This is a genomic window from Naumannella cuiyingiana (assembly GCF_013408305.1).
GTDB classification, from domain to species: Bacteria; Actinomycetota; Actinomycetes; order Propionibacteriales; family Propionibacteriaceae; genus Naumannella; species Naumannella cuiyingiana.
In genome coordinates, this window is sequence record NZ_JACBZS010000001.1 from 1,871,922 (window position 1) to 1,888,835 (window position 16,914).

A 16,914-nucleotide genomic window follows, 5' to 3' on the forward strand; every position below is an offset into this window, starting at 1 on the left:
CGTGTACACGTTGGTCATCCGAAGCCTCCTGCTCGTGGCCGGTCGACGGCTGCGCGACAAACTTGGCGTGGGCACCGGGCTGTTCGCCGTCCTTCTCGGGGCGGCCTTGTGTGCCTCCGGCTTGTTCGCCGGGATTGCTGTGCTTCGCATCGCGGAAGCGGGAGCTGTGGCGCGCGCCTTCGAGCCCGGGATCGGCTACCTGCTCGCTACGGTGGTCGGGATCGGCGTGTCGTATTCGTATCTGGTGTCCGTCGTGCTCGGCGCCGGGTTCGCCCGCGGTGTGATCGGTGATCTTGCATCGGTGCCCATCGGGAGACGGGCCGCGCGCAGGATCGGGATCGGCATGATTCTGGTCCCCCCGACGGTTGCGGGTGCGGCGGCCCTCGCCCTTCTCGTCGCCTACTATCTGGGCACTCGGACCGTGGGCTTTCCGGTGCTCGCAATCCTGGCGTTTGCGTCAGCCGTGCTGCCGATGGTGTCGGTACTGCTGACGGGTGCCGAGCGGGTCGTGGCGCATGCGCGGCGCACACCAGGAATGCCCGGCTTGACGGTGCATCTGGCGGTGGTCGGGTTGGTATCGGCCGTTGCGCTCGGTTTGTACTTCGCTGGCATCGAGGCGCTGGTGGATCACCTGTCGATCCCGCCCATCGGCTGGTTCTACACGGCCGAGGCCGGCAGTTCACCGGACTGGTGGGTGACCATTGGCTGGTTGGTGGTGTCGGCGGCCATCATCGCCGGCGCAGGTGCGGTCGAACGCTCGCAGCTTCCGCGACGGGCGGATTCCCTGCGGTCGGGGCCTCGCCGCAACCTGGTGGCGTTCTCGGATCGTCCCGCGCTGGCGATCACCGGCAGTGTTGCCCGCGGCCTCCGGCGGAGGGTCGGGATGCTGACCGAAGTGATGCCGTGGATGCTTCCCGTGGGTCTGGCCGCCTGGCTCGGCGGTGTCGTGTTGCAGGCGAGATATGTCTGGCAGGGCACCACCGGCATCGTCGTCGCCGGCATCCTGACGTCCGGCCCGGGGCATCGGTTGTCCGCGTTCTTGAGCCCGTTCGAGGAGTATCGGCGGCTCGGGCTCTCCTACCGGGAGTGGGTTCTCCTACTGGCCGGGGCTCGGCTGGTCTGGTGCTTGCCCGTGACTGTCGTGGGACTCGCGGTGCTGCTCATGACGGGTGGCACGGGCGCCGCCGTCGTGGCGCTGATCGTCGGCAGCCTCGTGATCCAGGCACTGTTTGCGGCACTGTCCATGGTCGCTCGGCGCATCGGCCCGTCGGCACCGACGGCGTCGTTGTTCGGGGTCATCGTCTGCGGTGTCTGCAGCATCCTCGCGGGCCTCATCCTGGGCGCGGCCGCGGGCGACCTGTTGCCGTGACCGGACGGCGACCCGGGCGCCTCACCCGGTGATCCGGTGTCGGTAGCACCAGCGCCAGGACTCTCCCGGCTCGAAGCTGCGCATCACGGGGTGCCCGGTCTCCTCGAAGTGCCGGGTCGCGTGCCGCCCGACGGAGGAATCGCAGCAGCCGACGTGACCGCAGGCCAGGCAGATCCGGAGCTGGACGGGATTGGTGCCGTCGCGTTCGCAGTCCGGGCAGGTCTCGGGATGATCGGGCGCGACGGTGTGCGGAGCGGCGCGCAACTCGGCGCAGTCCCCGCCCGGCGGCTCGGTCTCCAGCTCGCGCGAGCGGCGGGCATGGCGTACCTGCGCCACCTCGAGGGCGGTCTCTTCGAGGTCGAGCCCGGCGAGCACATTCTTCACGGCCTCCTGGTCGGTGCCGTCGGTCGTCCGCAGCCGGAGCAGTTCCTCGCGTTCGGCGTCGAGCATCTTCATCCGGACGCGGCGGTACGCCTCACTCGGCGTCTCGTACTCGCCGTCCGGATCGGCCAACTGCTCCCAGGCGATGTGCGAGCGGCGCTCGGCCAGGTTGCGCAGGTTCTGGCGGATCTCGTCGTCGATGTCATCGGTGGCATCGAGGGCGGCGATGCCCCGGTCGGTGGCGTGCTGGGTGAGGATCGCCTCCTGCAGGGCATCCTCCCGCGGGTCGGGACCGCGTACCCCCAGCCGGCGGGCGAGCGCGGGCAGGGTCAGGCTCTGCAGGCCGAGCGTGCCCGCGGTGACGACCATCGCAGTCAAGATCAACACCTCGCGCAGCGGGGTGTCGGCGGGCAGCGTGAGCGCGGCGGCCAGGGTGACCACGCCCCGCATCCCCGCCCACGAAGTGATCACCAGATAGGACATCGGGATGCGTTCGCCGCGGGTGAGCAACGGCCAGCCGATCAGGTTCCAGATCGGCCGGAGCACGAACACCGCGACCAATGCGATCAGCGCGAACTCGATGGCGCCGACCGTCGAGGTCGGCGACACGATCACAGCGTCGATGATCCAACGCGCCTGCAGGCCGATCAGCAGGAAGACCGCATTCTCCAGCAGGAACTGGATCGTGGCCCAGTTCACCCGCGTGCTGGTCCGCGCGGCGGCGCTCTGCACCCGGGGCGCCTGGTGCGCGACGATCACACCGGTGACCACGACCGCGACCACACCCGAGGCCTCGACCGCCTCCGCGGGCAGATAGGCCAGATAGGGGGTGATCAGCGTGATCGCCGTGGTCGAGACCGGGTCGCGGACCACACGCAGCACCCGGTTGATCACGATCGCCAAGATCACGCCGATCGCGATCCCGCCGCCCGCGGCGATCACGAAGTCGAGGGCGACCTCGCCCGGGCTGACGGTGGCGCTGAGGGCGACGATGGCGGTCCGCAGGGCGACCAGCGCGGTCGCATCGTTGAACAGCGACTCGCCCTCCAACCAGGTGACGACGCGGCGCGGCAGGCCGATCCGGCGGCCGATCGCCGAGGCGGCGACGGCATCGGGCGGTGCGACGATCGCGCCGAGGGCCAGCCCCGCCGGCAGCGGGATCGGCAGCAACCACCAGGCGAGCAGGCCGATGCCGATGGTGGTGAACAGGGTCATCCCGACCGAGAGGAAGGCGATCTTCCAGCGCTCGTTCTTCAGCTCGATCAGCGAGGACTGCCGGGCGGCGGCATACAACAGCGGCGGCAGGAGCCCGACCAGGACGAGCTCGGCGTCCAGCGGCTCCTGCGGGACGAACGGGACGTAGGAGGCGATCACGCCGACCGCCACCAGCAGCAGCGGCGCGGGCAGCGCGATCGCCCGCGCCAGCCGGGCCGTGACGAGCACCGCGACCACCACGGCGATCAGGTAGGGCAGGTTCTCCACCCGGCAATGATCGCTCAGGTATCGGCTGGTCTCAGTTCGGCGGTTCGAAGATGTCGTCGACGCGGATGAACCGGGTCGACAGGCGGCCGACCGCGTCCAGCCCCGCCAGGTCGACGTGCAGGCGCTCGTCGATCAGGTCGTCGCGAACGTGCAGCGCGAGCACCCGGAGCAGGTTCAGCGTGTAGGCACCGACCTCGATCCGACGGGTACGCGTGACCTCCAGCGCCGCCGGCGCATCGGCCACCCGCAGCGCCGCCACCCGATCGCCGGGCTCGGTCGGCAGGCCGGCCGCGGCGTACTCGTCGACCTCCGGCTCGTGCGTCAGGCTGGAATGCCACATCTGCTCGAACTGCGGATAGGAGACGAGACTGATCGTCGCCCCCGGATCATGATCGAGATTGGTCAGGGAGTCCTTGTCGCGGCCGTCCGGCCGGTTGGTGATGCTGACCATCACCGTCGGCGGATCGTTGGAGACGACATTGAAGAAGCTGAACGGCGCAAGATTCGGTACGCCGTCCGCAGACATCGTGCCCAGCCAGGCGATCGGCCGTGGCACGACGAGCGCGCTGAGCAGCTTGTACGTCCGCGACGGGCCCAGGTCGGCCGGGTCGAGAGTCGTCATGGTCGCCAATCGTAGGCCCTCAGATGCCGAGCGAGCGGCCGATGATCTCCTTCATGATCTCGGTGGTTCCGCCGTAGATCGTGTGCACGCGGGTGTCGGTGTACATCCGGGAGATCTCGTACTCGCTCATGTAGCCGTAGCCGCCGTGCAACTGCACCGCCGCGTTGATGATCTTCTGGGTCAGCTCGGTCGTCCACCACTTCGCCTTCGCTGCCCCGACCGCGTCGAGCGTTCCCTCGACCATCCGGGCGATGCAGTGATCGACATAGGTACGCATCACGTCGACCTCGGTCGCCAGCTCCGCCAGCACGAACCGGTTGTGCTGGAACGCGCCGATCGGCCGGCCGAAGGCCTGCCGGGTCCGTGCGTGTTCCAGCGCCAGCGCGAACGCCTTCTCGGCGGCGGATGCCGCCGCCACGGCGATCGCGAGGCGCTCCGACGGCAGGTTTTCCATCAGGTGCGCGAAGCCGCGGTTCGGCGTACCCAGCAGATTCTCTTTCGGCACCACGACGTCGGTGAAGAACAGCTCGGCGGTGTCCTGGGCGTGCTGGCCCATCTTGGCCAGATTGCGTCCGCGCTCGAAGCCCGACATGCCGCGCTCGACGACCAGCAGCGAGATGCCCTTGTGCCCGGCATCGGGATCGGTACGGGCGACGACGATGATCAGATCGGACAGGATGCCGTTGCTGATGAAGGTCTTCTGCCCGTTCAGCAGCCAGTGATCGCCCCGGTCCTCGGCGCGGGTGGCGATGCCGTTCAGGTCCGAGCCGGCGCCCGGCTCGGTCATCGCGATCGCGGTGATCAACTCGCCGCTGCAGAAGCCGGGCAGCCAGCGTTGCTTCTGCTCGTCGTCGGCCAGTCGCACCAGGTAGGGCCCGATCACGTCGTTGTGCAGGGACAGCGCGACGCCGGAGCCGCCAAGGCGGGTGAGTTCCTCGGTCAGCACGGCGTTGTAGCGAAAATCGTCCCCCACCCCGCCGCCGCCGTACTCCTCGGCGACGAACCAGCCCAGCAGTCCCTGTTGCCCGGCGGCGCGCCAGACCTCGCGGGAGACGATGCCGTCGGCATCCCACTGCTCGGCGTGCGGCGCGATCTCGCGCGCGACGAACTCGGCCACGATCTTGCGGAAGTCCTCGTGCTCGGTGTCGAAGATCGCCCTGGGACGCCCCATCGCCAGCCTCCTTGCCGGTGCTCGGACGGCCCATCCTGCCAAGGCGGCCGGGTGGGGAGCGGGTGGGGTCGGCGCGGGCGGCTCGGCACGCGGCGGATGTCGGCGGCGCGCGGCAGAATGCCGCCATGCTGCTGAACGAGGTCGCCGAGACCTCGGCGGCGCTCGCCGCCACCCGCTCACGCAATGCCAAGCGCGATCTGCTCGCCGACCTGCTCCGGCGTGCCGAGCCCGCGGACCTGCCCGTGCTGACCAGCTACCTGGCCGGCGAGCTGCGGCAGCGGCGGACGGGCGTCGGGTGGGCCTCGCTCGGCAAACTGCCCGGGCCTGCCGAGCGACCGACATTGACGCTGGCGGGGGTCGATGCGGCGTTCGAGCGGATCGCCGCGCTGTCCGGCCCGGGCTCCCAGGGGGCGCGGGCGTTCGCGTTGGCGGAGCTGTTCGGCGCGGCGACCGCGCCCGAGCAGCGGCTGCTCCGCGGGCTGGTCTCGGGCGAGCTGCGCCAGGGCGCGCTGGATGCCGCCATCGTCGATGCCGTCGCCGCCGCGTCCGGCGTACCGTTGGCCGACCTGCGGCGGGCCGTGATGCTGAGCGGCGCGACCGCACCGGTCGCCGAGGCGGCGATGGCCGGGGGCGCCGAGGCGGTGCGCGCGTTCACGCTCGAGGTCGGTCGGCCGGTACGCCCGATGCTCGCCGGCTCCGCACCCGATGTCGCCGCCGCCTTCGCCAAGCTCTCCGGCCCGGTCGCGGTGGACACCAAGCTCGACGGGATCCGCATCCAGGCGCACAAGTCCGGTGACCGGGTGCGGCTGTTCACCCGCAGCCTGGACGAGGTGACCGAGCGGCTGGGCGATGTGGCGGAGGTGATCGCCGCGCTGCCGGCCGAGGAGTTGATCATCGATGCCGAGGTGCTGGCCAGCGACGATCGAGGGCGCCCGCGGCCGTTCCAGGAGACCGCCGCCAGGACCGCCACCCAAGAGGTGCCGGCCGGAGCGGGGCACCGGCTGGTGCCGGCGATCTTCGACGTGCTGGCGATCGACGGCGAGGCGCTGATCGACCAGCCGCTGGAGGTACGCCAGCGCCGGCTCGACCAACTGGTGCCGCAGGAGTACCGGATCCGGCGCCTCGATCGCCCCGATGCCGACGCCGCCCGGGCCTTCTTCGATGCCGTGATCGCCGACGGGCACGAAGGCGTGGTGATCAAGGACCTGGCGGCCCCCTACAGCGCCGGGCGCCGCGGATCCGGCTGGATCAAGGTCAAGCCGCGACACACTCTCGATCTTGTCGTGCTGGCCGTCGAGCGGGGGAGCGGTCGTCGGCGCGGGATGCTGTCGAACATCCATCTCGGCGCGCGTGACCCCGGGACCGGCGAGTTCGTGATGTTGGGCAAGACCTTCAAGGGAATGACCGACGAGATGCTCGCCTGGCAGACCCGGCGGTTCACCGAGCTGGCCGACGGGCCGGTCGGCGACGACGACTGGGTGATCAAGCTCCGCCCCGAGCAGGTCGTCGAGATCGCCTTCGACGGGGTGCAGCGCTCGACCCGCTATCCCGGCGGCGTTGCGCTGCGCTTCGCCCGCGTGCTGCGCTACCGCGACGACAAGCGCGCCGACGAGGCGGACACCATCGAGCAGGTACGCGCGCTCGGCGCGGGCTGATCAGCCGACCCGCACCGCGGCGCGGGCCAGCAGGTCGCGCGCGGGCAGCGCGCGCCGAGCCATGGCCAGCCGGGCCATCACCGACGACGCGCGCTGGACCCCGGTCGCGGCGCGGCGGCGGTCGCGGTCGTAGGCGGCGAGGGCCTCGGGGACGGGCAGGCCGGCCAGGTGGTCGGCGAGCGCGCCCGCGTCGAGGATCGTCTCGCACGCGCCCCGGCCGAGATTGGGGGCCATCGCGTGTGCGGCATCGCCGATCAGGGCGATCCGCCCGGATGCGTACCGGCGCAGCGGCGGCGCCAGCAGGGCCTCGTGCCGCAGGACGGTGTCGTCGGCGATCGCGTCGATCACCGCGCGCACCGGCGGGTGCCAGTCGCGGAAGAGGCGTGGCAGCTCGGCGGGCGCGTCGGCCGGCGGCGTGGCGATCGTGGCGTACCAGTTGGTCGACCCGCCGGGTCGCGGCGTCATCCCGAACAGCGCGCCGGGCGCCCAGGTCTCGATCAGCTCGGTGCACGGCGTGCGCGCCACCCCGCGCCAGATGGTGATCCCCGGGCGTCGTACGCCGGCGTCGGTCAGGGCCGCCCGGGTCGGGCTGTGTACGCCGTCGGCGCCGACCACCAGATCGGCGCCGGCCGCCGATCCCGGGTCGTCGATCGGTGAGCCGAAGTTGATCTTGCCGCTCGCGTCGGCGACGGCCGCCAGCAGCTCGGGCCGGTTGATCAACCAGGCCCCGGGTTCGCGGTCGACTCGCGCGATGGTCGACCCGTCCGGTCGGCAGAGGCGACCGCGGGACTGCAGCGTCGCCGCCGCGCGCAGCCGCTCGCCGATCCCGAGTCGGTCGAGCACCGCCATCGCGTCCGGCCAGATGCCGAGGGTGGTGCCGCTGGCCGGCAGTGCGGAGGCACGCTCGTGCACCGTCACGTCCCACCCGCCCGCACGCCGCAACAGCCCCGCCAGCACGAGGCCGCCGATCCCGCCGCCGATGATCGCCGCCGTCCGCATGAGGCAATACTACAAATGTAGTGCCGGGTCGCGCAATCGCCGTGTCGGAGGCGGTCGGTAGCTTCGTGCCATGGCGCGACGAGAGCTGGTCGTCGACACCGCGATCGATGTGCTCGGCCGGTCCGGCATGCGCGGGCTGACCCACCGGGTGGTGGATCGCACGGCCGGCCTGCCGGAGGGCTCGACGTCGAACCTCTTCCGCACCCGGGATGCGCTGCTGGGGGCCGTGGCGAGCCGGGTCGCCGAGCGCGACCGCGAGCTGTGGCGCGCCGTCGTGCCCGGCCGGCTCACCGGACGCGCCGACCTGATCGACGCGCTGGCCGCCTGGCTGGATCGCGCGCTGACCGCCGAGCGGAACCTCACGGCCGCGCGCTATGCCCTGTTCCTCGCGGCGGCCGACAACCCGACGCTGCGGGGCGCGCTGGAGCAGTCGCGGAGCGGGATCGAGGCCTGGGCGGGCAGCGAGCTCGCCGCGGCCGGGCTGGCCGCCGACGCGCTGGCCACGATCCTCGATCAGCTCGACGGCCTGCTCCTGCACCAACTGTGCTTCCCCCGTGCCGGCTTCGATCCGCGGCCGAGCATCGAGCGCATCGTGCCGGGCTGATCGGGCAGTTCCCGCCCACGGTCGTGCGCCGGGGCGCGTGGGTCGGACCGTGGTCCTGATCGCGCCAGCGGGGTTTGGTCGGGGCGCCCGGCGACCTACCGTCGAAGACTCCGTCACCCAACTCGACCCTGGCAGGCGCATGTCCACCGAAGAATCCGAAGCACCCCGCTCCACCTCCCGCAGGCTCGTCGGCGACCTGTCCTTCCTCCAGGTCATCGGCAGCGCGCTCGCGGCGATCACCTCCGCAGTCGCGGCCTCCCGGCTCGGCGTGGCCGGCACGGTCGTCGGCGCCGCGCTCGGCAGCGTCATTGCCACCGTGGGCGGGACCCTCTACAGCAATTCGTTGAGGTTGAACGCCGAGAAGCTCGCCGCGCTGCGCGGCCGCGGACGCGGGGGTACGCCCCAGGTGGCGGATCCGGAGGCGACGCGGGTGCTTCCGCGTACCGCCCCCCGGACCGAGGCCGCCGCCCGGACCGAGGACCCGCCCACCGAGCCGGTTGCGGCGGTCGGGGCGGATGCGGAAGCCGCGCCCTACGCAACCGAGCCAACCGGCCCAACCGGCCCAAGGGAACCAACCGAGCCACCGGGTCGCCGGCGCCGGATCCGGTGGGGCATCGTCGTCGGCGCCGCCGGGCTGATCGCGGTCGTGGCGATGGCCGTGATTACCGGCGTCGAGGCGGTCCTCGGACACCCGCTGTCCGACCCGCGGGGCAGCGGCACCACCGTCACCGCGCTGCAACGCGGCGACCGGCCGAACGGCGGCGGCACCGAACCGGCCGACGGGCCCACCGAACGCCCCGGGTCCGGCTCCGAGCGCGAGCCGACCGGGCGTACCCCCGAACCGCGCGCCAGCGCCGAACCCAGCGTGCGGCCCACCCCGGACGCCGACGGCTCCACCCCGAGTGCCGATCCCGGGAGCCGGCCGACGAGCGAGCCGGGCGGGTCCGGTGGATCCGGCGGGTCCGGCTCGAACTCCGGCTCGAACTCCGACGCGGACTCCGGGTCGAACTCGGGCTCGGGCAACGGTTCGGGATCGGGCGACGGGGGCACGGATTCGGGGTCGAATGCGGGCACCGGCTCGGGCGCCCGCAGCGGCGCCGAACCCGAGCCGGGGTCAACCGGCTCGTGACTCGTTACCCGCCGGTCACATAGGCCAGCCATCATGATTGACTCAAAGGTGTTCGACGGGGGTGCTGGCGGGCGAAGGCGAGGTGGTGCGGATGCGGGTGGCGTTGCTGTCGTACCGCTCGAAGCCGCATTCCGGCGGGCAGGGCACCTACGTACGCCAGCTCAGCCGTGGCCTGGTCGACATCGGGCACCGCGTCGAGGTCTTCTCCGGGCCGCCCTATCCCGAGCTTGATCCGCGCGTCCGCCTGACGCGGGTGCCGAGCCTCGACCTCTACCGCGAGCCGGATCCGTTCCGGGTGCCCAGGCTCGCGGAGTTCCGGGACGCGGTCGATGTGGCGGAGTTCGCGCTGATGTGCAGCGCCGGGTTCCCCGAGCCGTGGACCTTCTCGGTACGCGTGGCGCGGCTGCTCGCCGAGCGGCACGGCGACTTCGACGTGATCCACGACAACCAGTCGCTCGGCAGCGGCCTGCTCGCGCTGCGTCGACAGGGCTGGCCGCTGGTCGCCACCATCCACCACCCGATCAGCCGCGACCGCCGACTCGATCTCGCGCGGGCGCGGGGCTGGCGGCGGATCACGGTGCGCCGCTGGTACGGCTTCCTGCGGATGCAGCGCCGGGTCGCCCGGCGGCTCCCGCACCTGATCACCGTGTCCGCGAGCTCTGCCGCCGACATCGTTGCCGACTTCGGCGTCTCGCCCAAGCAGATCACCACGGTGCCGCTCGGCGTGGACACCGCGCTGTTCGCGCCCGGCCGCGAGCGCGTGCCCGGTCGGATCGTCTGCATCGCGAGCGCCGACATGCCGCTCAAGGGCGTACCGGTTCTGCTGGAGGCGTTGGCCGCGCTGCGCGCCGATCGCGAGGTTGAGCTGGAGTTGATCACCCCGCCGGGCGGCAGCGCCGAGCGGCAGGTGCGCCGGCTCGGGCTCGCCGGGGCGGTGCGGATCCGTTCGGGGCTGTCGGAGGAGGAGCTGGCCGAGGCGATCGGGACCGCGCAGGTGGCGTGCGTGCCGTCGCTCTACGAGGGATTCTCGCTACCGGCGGTGGAGGCGATGGCCAGCGGTACGCCGCTGGTGGCGACCCGCGCCGGCGCCATCCCCGAGGTGGTCGGCCAGGCGGCGATGCTGGTGCCGCCCGGCGACGCGGGTGAGTTGCGGCTGGCGCTCGCCAAGGTGCTCGACGACGCGCAACTGCGCGAGGCGCTGGCGCGCCGCGGGCGCGAGCGGGTGCTGCAGCGCTACGGCTGGGTCGCCGCCGCGCGCGCCACCGCGCAGGTCTACACCCGGGCCATCGAGGAGTCCGGGGCCGCATACCGGAAGGGAGCATAGGTGCTCACATTCGACTTCGACCGGCTCGGCGTGGGCCCCGGCACCCGGGCGATCGACATCGGCGCCGGCCTCGGCCGGCACTCCTTCGAGCTCTACCGGCGCGGTGCCGAGGTGATCGCCTTCGACCAGGCCGTCGATGATCTTGCCCAGGTCAAGGAGCTGTTCGTGGCGATGGAACTCGAAGGGCAGGTGCCCGCCGGTGCGACCGCGGAGGTGGTCACCGGCGATGCCGCGCACCTGCCGTGGCCGGACGGCCACTTCGACCTGGTGATCTTGTCCGAGATCCTTGAGCACGTGCCCGGTGATCTTGCGGTGATCCGGGAGGCGGTGCGGGTCACCCGTCCGGGCGGGCGGGTCGCCGTGTCGGTGCCGCGGGCCTGGCCGGAGCGGATCTGCTGGGCCCTGTCGACCGAGTACCACACCGTGCCGGGCGGACACGTGCGGATCTACACCGAGACCGAGCTGATCACGAAGTTGACCGCCGCCGGGCTGCGGCTGGACGGCCACGGCGGGGCGCATGCCCTGCATGCGCCGTACTGGTGGTTGCGCGCCGGGCTCGGCGAAGATCATCCGCTGGCCCGGGCCTGGCACGCGATGCTGGTCTGGGACCTGATGAAGGCCCCCTGGCCGACGCGGGCCGCCGAGCGGCTGCTCGACCCGGTGCTCGGCAAGTCGATCAACCTCTACCTGACCCGACCATGACCGCGATCACCTCCCGCGCGGTGCCGGTGCTGCCCGGAGTGCTGTCGGCCGCGGAGGTACGCGCCACCGGCGCGGGGATCGCGGCGATGCAGCACCCGAGCGGAGCCATCCCGTGGTTCACCGGCGGGCACATCGACCCCTGGGACCATGTCGAGGCCGCGATGGGGCTGGCCGTCGCGGGATTCGTCGACGAGGCCGAACGGGCGTACCGGTGGAGTGCCGCGACCCAGCGCCCGGACGGGAGCTGGCCGATCAAGATCAACGCCGACGAGACGGTCGCCGACGACGGCACCGATGCCAACTTCATCAGCTACCTGGCCGTCGGGGTCTGGCACCAGTGGCTGGTCACCGGCGATGATCGTTTTCTGGCCGAGCTGTGGCCGATCGTGCGGGCCGCCGTGGACAAGGTGTGCGGGATGCGTACCACCGACGGCATGATCGCCTGGGCCGAGGACGCACGCGGGAATCGGTTCGACGAGGCGCTGGTCTCCGGCAGCGCCAGCGTGCACCACTCGCTGACCGCGGCGCTGGCGCTGGCCGAGGCCGTCGGGGAGCGGCGTCCGGACTGGGTAGAGCTGCGGGCCCGGATCGCCGATGATCTCGGCCGGCACCCCGAGCGGTTCGCCGACCGCCGTCGGTGGTCGATGGACTGGTACTACCCGGTGCTCGGCGGCGCGATCACGGGCGAGGCGGCCCGGGCCCGGCTGTCGGGCCGCTGGGAGGAGTTCGTGGTGCCGGGGCTCGGCATCCGATGTGTTGCCGACCGGCCCTGGGTGACCGGCGCGGAGACCTGTGAGCTGGCGATCTGTCTGGCGGGGCTGGGGGATCGCGACGGCGCGGAACGGCTGCTGGCGGACATGCAGCACCTGCGCGAGGCGGACGGCAATTACTGGACCGGGCTGGTCTTCAGCGACGGGCTGCGCTGGCCGGAGGAGTTGTCATCCTGGACGGCCGCCGCGATGCTGCTCGCCGCGGACGCGATCACCGTGGCGACCGCGGGGCATCGGGTGCACCGCCCGGCTCGCTGACGATCGTGTTGTCGCCGTAGTCGGCCAGGCAGCCGTCGCCGACCCTGCCCCGGGTTCAGGTGCTTGTCCGCGCCGGTTGTCCGTTCGGCTGTGGCGCGCGCGGTCCGGGCGGGACGGCACGGCCCGCCCGCTTCAGCGATCGCAGGGCGATCGCGACATCGGCATGTTGCAGTCCCGGAAGGCCGCCGATCGTCCGGGAGATGAAGGTGTAGAGCTCGGACTCCGAGGCCACCGCGATCTCGCCGCACAGGTTCCGGTCGCCGGTGGTCGCCGCGATCATCAAGACCGCGGGATGCTCGGCGAGGAGCGCCCCGGCCTTGCCGAGCTGGGTCGGGTTCACGTTCAGCCAGACGAAGGCGTTCACGGCCAGGCCGATGGCCTCCGGTTCGACGACGGTTCGGGTACGCAGGGTGCCGCTCGCCATCATCTGCTCCACGTGATGCCGAGCGGTCACGGCGCTGATGCCGCAGCGCCGGGCGATCATGCGCCAGGACTGCCGGGCGTCGTCCTGCATGGCACCGGCGACCAGGGCCGCGACCGGGGGCAGATCCGCGCGATCGGGCGGGGAGGACTCCAGCCAGCGGTCGATACGCAGTGCGCGCAGCGCTGCCACGGCGGCGTCGGGGAGCAGCGGCGGCATCCACCGATGCGGGGTGGAGTAGCGACGGATCACCTGATTGCTCCAGATCGCCTGCACTCCGTTCAGGGCGGGCAGTTGCTCGAGGGTGAGGTCGAGCAGATGGTCCTGGCTGGTGTAGCTGATCTCGGCGACCGCGTCGACGCTGCCGGTCACCAGCTTGACCGAACCGCACTCGGGCCACGATGCCAACCGCTCGACCGTGGACAAGACATTGCCGGGCGTACAGCGCAGCCGCACGAACAGCGACCGCGACCGGTTCGTGGCGCGGCTGTCGACGACGCCGGTGACCCACACGGTGCCGTCGGCGACGAGCCGGCTGACCCGGCGGGAGACGGTCGCCGGAGAGGTATGGGCCGCGTCGGCGAGCTGCGCATTGGTCGCCCGCGGATGGGCAAGCAGCCCGCCGATGACTCTCCGGTCAACCGCATCCATCTGAGGCGTCATTTGATTCACTTCCTCAGTCTTGGATCATCGTTCATTGCAAAAGGAGCGGGTGTTGCGACCGAATGGTACAGCTGGGATACGTTGCGGACAGGAACCGAGCGTGCGCCGACGCACCCGTGTTGCACGCTCCCCGCGATCCGAGGAGGCTGCACATGTCCCGTTTCCTGCATCGCTCGGCGGTGGCCGTCGCGGCCGCGTCCGTGCTGGTCCTTGCCGCCTGCTCCGGCGCCGGCGGTGACGCCGGGGAGTCTGACTCCGTCACCTTCTGGACGCCCCAGACATCACCCGAGCGGCTGGCTGCCCAGCAGGCGATCGCCGCCGCCTTCGAGCAGGAGTCCGGCATCAAGGTCGACGTGGTGCCGATGGCCGCTGCCGACCAGGACCAGGCTCTGGTCACGGGTGCCGCCTCCGGCGACGTGCCCGATGTGATCCTCGCATCGGCGACCCAGACCAGCGCCTGGAACGCCCAGGGCCTGCTCGACACAGATGCGGCAGCGGCCACGGTGGAGGCGCTCGGGCCGGGCACCTTCAACGAGCGCGCGCTGCAGGCGCTCACCCCGGAGAGCCAGGCCGCCGCAGTGCCGAGCGACGGGTGGACCCATGTCATCGCGTACCGGAAGGATCTGCTGGAGAAGGCAGGGGTCGAGCCACCCACCAGCCTGGCGGAACTGGCCGCCGCCGCGACGACGATCAAGGAGAAGCTGGGCATCACCGGGCTGGCCTTCGGCACTCAGGCCGGCACCGCTTCGGCCACCGAAGGAATCCAGTCGCTCTTCCAGACCGCCGGCTGTGAGCTGGTGACCGACGGCACGGTGACCATCGACTCCCCGGAGTGCACCGCCGCAGCCGAGCAGTTCATGACCCTGCGGAACTCCTCGACCTCCGGTGACTTCGATGTCAGCAGCGCCCGGGCGGCGTACCTGAACGGCGATGCGGGCATGCTCTTGTTCTCCACCCACCTGTTGGACGAGCTCGCCGGGCTGGATGATGCCAACCCGCCGACCTGTGAGCAGTGCGCCGACGACCCGGCCTTCCTGGCCAAGCAGAGCGAGTTCCTGACCGTACTCAACCCGGACAACCCGCGGCAGTACGGCACCGTGCTTGGGTACAACATTCCGCAGGGTGCCAACGCCGAGGCCGCCCAGCGCTATGTCGAGTACGTCATGAGCACCGGCTATGTGGACACGCTCGCAGTCGCCACCGAGGGGCGGATCCCGCTGCGCAATGGCACTCAGGAAAACCCGACCGAGTATCTCGACGCCTGGGGCAGACTCGGGATCGGTGCCGGCGCCAAGGCGAGCGCGGGCGACCTGTACGGCGAGGAGTTCGTCGACAGCATGTCCACCGGCATCAACTCGGTCTACCAGTGGGGCATGGGTACGCCCGATGCCGAGCTCGCCGGAGTGGTATTCAACCAAGGGGTACTGGCCGCGGAGATCGAGCAGTTGTACAGCGGCCGGCCGGCGGCCGAGGTCACCGCAGCCATGAAGAGCGCCGTCGAGGGAGTCCAGGCAGGGTTGTGACGGGCAGGGCTGTGACGGAACGTGTCCTGACCCGGCCGCGGCGGGGACAGTTGGCGCGGCGGGAGAGCCGACAGGGGCAACTGTTGACCCTCCCGACCCTGCTGGTGATCACCTTCGCCTCGATCCTGCCCCTGGTGCTGGTCTTCGTCTTCGCCTTCTCCGAGATCCGGCTGGTCGACATCCCCCGGATCGGCACCGAGCCGATCGAGTGGTCGCTGGCGAACTTCGAGCGCGCTTTCGGCAACCCGACCTTCTGGAATGCGCTCGGCACCACCCTGCTCTATGCCACATTGACCATGATCGGATCGGTTGGCTGCGGGCTGGTGCTGGCGCTGTGCCTGCGCAGGCCGTTCCCCGGACGGGGTGTCGTGCGGGCGCTGCTGCTGGTGCCCTATGTCCTGCCGATCATCGCGGCGGTGACGATCTGGCAGACGATGCTGAATCCCCAGTACGGCATCGTCAACGCGATCGGCCGGGAGTTCCTCGGCTGGTCGGCCCCGGTGGCCTTCCTGAACACCACCACGGTGGAGGCGTGGGGGATTCCGATCCCGCTGTCGCTGCTGGTCGTGGTGGTTTTCGAGATCTGGAGCTCCGCGCCGCTGTCCTTCCTGTTCATCACCGCCCGGCTGCAGAGCGTGCCCGCCGAGCTGGAGGAGGCGGCGGCGCTCGACGGCGCCTCCCGCTGGCAGACATTGACGCAGATCGTCCTGCCGCAGCTACGGGGGGTCATCCTGCTGCTCTGCCTGCTGCGATTCATCTGGACCTTCCAGAGCTTCAACGAGGTCTATCTGCTGACCGAGGGGGCGGGGGGCACCCAGGTGATGGCGCTGAAGGTCTACACCGAGCTGATCACTCGCGCCGATATCGGCAGTGCCGCCGCCTACGGCCTGCTGATGTCGGCCGTGCTGACCGTGCTGCTGGCCGCGTACGTGATCATCGGACGCCGCAAGGAGGCCATGTGAGCTCTCGCTCCTCGTTGCGTAGCCCGCTCCCGCTGCGGGTCCTCCGGGGCGTGATCATCGCCGCCGCGCTGGTCGCCTCGCTGGGCCCCGTGCTCTACGGCGTACTGCTCACCCTGCGACCGGCGTCGTCGGTGATCCGGGAGCCGCTGCGGCTGATCCCCGGCCCGGACGAGATCGATCTGTCCGCCTATGCCACCGCGATGCTGAACGAGTCGGCCGGCGGATTCGGGCTGGGGCGCTTCGTCCTGAACTCCCTGGTGGTGGCGCTGTGCACGGTCGTATTGTCGATCCTGGTATCGGTGCTCGGCGCCTATGCTGCCGCCCGCCTGCGCTATGCCGGTCGAGGCGTGGTGAACGCGATCATCCTCGCGGTCTATCTGTTTCCCGGGATCGTCTTGTCCGTACCGCTGTTCGTGCTGCTCGCCCGGGTCGGGCTCACCGGTTCGCTGGCCGGGTTGTTCCTGGTCTATGTGGCAAGCACCGTGCCGGTCGCGCTCTACATGATGCGCAACTACTTCATCGCCTTGCCGATCAGCATCGAGGAGGCGGCCACGGTCGACGGCGCCTCGCTGCCCAGGATGCTGTGGAACATCATCTTGCCGGTGGCGATCCCCGGTGTCGTCTCGACGGCAATCTATACGTTCATGATCGCCTGGAACGAGTACTTCTACGCCCTGCTCTTCCTGGTCCAGCGCCGGGAGCAGTGGACCGCACCGCTCGGTATCGCGCAGTTGAGCGATTTCGACGTGCCCGTGACCGTCCTGCTGGCCGGATCGATCACCGTGACGGTGCCGGTGATCATCCTGTTCTCGGTCGTCCAGCGATTCCTGATCGACGGGCTCACCTCCGGGGCCGAGAAGTGACCGCGGACTCGCGGGA

The 16,914-nt window shown here is 71.0% G+C and carries 15 protein-coding genes; 10 read left to right on the forward strand and 5 right to left on the reverse strand.

Annotated features, from left to right (window positions below; translation table 11 throughout):
• Position 1: 1 nt before the first annotated feature.
• Entirely contained in the window at positions 2-1,369 is a 1,368-nt protein-coding gene (locus GGQ54_RS08580; RefSeq protein WP_179445013.1) for a hypothetical protein, read from the forward strand.
• 21 nt (positions 1,370-1,390) lie between these two features.
• Here GGQ54_RS08580 and GGQ54_RS08585 read toward each other — a convergent pair whose 3' ends face one another.
• From GGQ54_RS08585 to GGQ54_RS08595, 3 genes are read right to left on the reverse strand one after another with little or no spacing between them, the layout of a single operon-like run.
• Positions 1,391-3,232 (reverse strand): Na+/H+ antiporter, encoded by a 1,842-nt coding sequence (locus tag GGQ54_RS08585; protein WP_179445014.1) that lies wholly within the window; start codon positions 3,230-3,232, stop codon positions 1,391-1,393.
• Positions 3,233-3,263: 31 nt separating this feature from the next.
• On the reverse strand, positions 3,264-3,854 hold the full coding sequence (locus GGQ54_RS08590) for a flavin reductase family protein (RefSeq protein ID WP_179445015.1): 591 nt from the start codon (positions 3,852-3,854) through the stop codon (positions 3,264-3,266).
• 19 nt (positions 3,855-3,873) lie between these two features.
• Positions 3,874-5,025, reverse strand: coding sequence for an acyl-CoA dehydrogenase family protein (locus GGQ54_RS08595; RefSeq protein WP_179445016.1), 1,152 nt, complete (start codon positions 5,023-5,025; stop codon positions 3,874-3,876).
• A 125-nt stretch (positions 5,026-5,150) separates the two neighbouring features.
• On the opposite strand from GGQ54_RS08595, the gene GGQ54_RS08600 reads away from it, so the two are divergent.
• Positions 5,151-6,680, forward strand: a complete 1,530-nt coding sequence (locus tag GGQ54_RS08600; RefSeq protein ID WP_179445017.1) for an ATP-dependent DNA ligase — start codon at positions 5,151-5,153, stop codon at positions 6,678-6,680.
• On the opposite strand, the gene GGQ54_RS08605 is transcribed toward GGQ54_RS08600, so the two are convergent.
• Positions 6,681-7,679 carry an FAD-dependent monooxygenase gene (locus GGQ54_RS08605; protein ID WP_179445018.1) on the reverse strand — a complete coding sequence of 333 codons (999 nt, stop codon included), beginning with the start codon at positions 7,677-7,679 and terminating at the stop codon, positions 6,681-6,683.
• Between the two features lie 70 nt (positions 7,680-7,749).
• On the opposite strand from GGQ54_RS08605, the gene GGQ54_RS08610 reads away from it, so the two are divergent.
• The 5 genes from GGQ54_RS08610 to GGQ54_RS08630 all read left to right on the forward strand — a co-directional run bounded on the left by GGQ54_RS08610 (position 7,750) and on the right by GGQ54_RS08630 (position 12,466).
• The gene (locus GGQ54_RS08610; RefSeq protein WP_179445019.1) at positions 7,750-8,283 is read left to right on the forward strand and encodes a TetR/AcrR family transcriptional regulator; all 534 of its coding nucleotides are present in this window, start codon (positions 7,750-7,752) and stop codon (positions 8,281-8,283) included.
• Between the two features lie 139 nt (positions 8,284-8,422).
• Complete coding sequence (locus GGQ54_RS08615) at positions 8,423-9,412, forward strand: hypothetical protein (protein WP_179445020.1); 990 nt, start codon at positions 8,423-8,425, stop codon at positions 9,410-9,412.
• 61 nt (positions 9,413-9,473) lie between these two features.
• A complete protein-coding gene (locus tag GGQ54_RS08620) occupies positions 9,474-10,736 on the forward strand; it encodes a glycosyltransferase family 4 protein (protein WP_343045901.1) in 1,263 nt (420 codons plus the stop codon).
• Complete coding sequence (locus GGQ54_RS08625) at positions 10,737-11,438, forward strand: methyltransferase domain-containing protein (protein ID WP_179445021.1); 702 nt, start codon at positions 10,737-10,739, stop codon at positions 11,436-11,438. It begins immediately after the preceding gene.
• Positions 11,435-12,466, forward strand: a complete 1,032-nt coding sequence (locus GGQ54_RS08630; RefSeq protein ID WP_179445022.1) for a glucosidase family protein — start codon at positions 11,435-11,437, stop codon at positions 12,464-12,466. The genes GGQ54_RS08625 and GGQ54_RS08630 overlap by 4 nt, the downstream gene beginning before the upstream one ends.
• Positions 12,467-12,521: 55 nt before the next feature.
• Here the strand turns inward: GGQ54_RS08630 and GGQ54_RS08635 are convergent, their stop codons facing one another.
• Positions 12,522-13,538: an Lrp/AsnC family transcriptional regulator gene (locus GGQ54_RS08635; RefSeq protein ID WP_179445023.1), complete on the reverse strand. Its 1,017-nt coding sequence runs from the start codon at positions 13,536-13,538 to the stop codon at positions 12,522-12,524.
• Between the two features lie 164 nt (positions 13,539-13,702).
• On the opposite strand from GGQ54_RS08635, the gene GGQ54_RS08640 reads away from it, so the two are divergent.
• The 3 genes from GGQ54_RS08640 (at position 13,703) to GGQ54_RS08650 (ending at position 16,898) form a co-directional block, all read left to right on the forward strand.
• A complete protein-coding gene (locus tag GGQ54_RS08640; protein ID WP_179445024.1) occupies positions 13,703-15,073 on the forward strand; it encodes an ABC transporter substrate-binding protein in 1,371 nt (456 codons plus the stop codon).
• A gap of 83 nt (positions 15,074-15,156) precedes the next feature.
• Positions 15,157-16,035: a carbohydrate ABC transporter permease gene (locus GGQ54_RS08645; RefSeq protein ID WP_218843788.1), complete on the forward strand. Its 879-nt coding sequence runs from the start codon at positions 15,157-15,159 to the stop codon at positions 16,033-16,035.
• Positions 16,032-16,898 (forward strand): ABC transporter permease subunit, encoded by an 867-nt coding sequence (locus GGQ54_RS08650; protein ID WP_218843789.1) that lies wholly within the window; start codon positions 16,032-16,034, stop codon positions 16,896-16,898. The genes GGQ54_RS08645 and GGQ54_RS08650 overlap by 4 nt, the downstream gene beginning before the upstream one ends.
• The last annotated feature ends 16 nt before the right edge of the window (positions 16,899-16,914 follow it).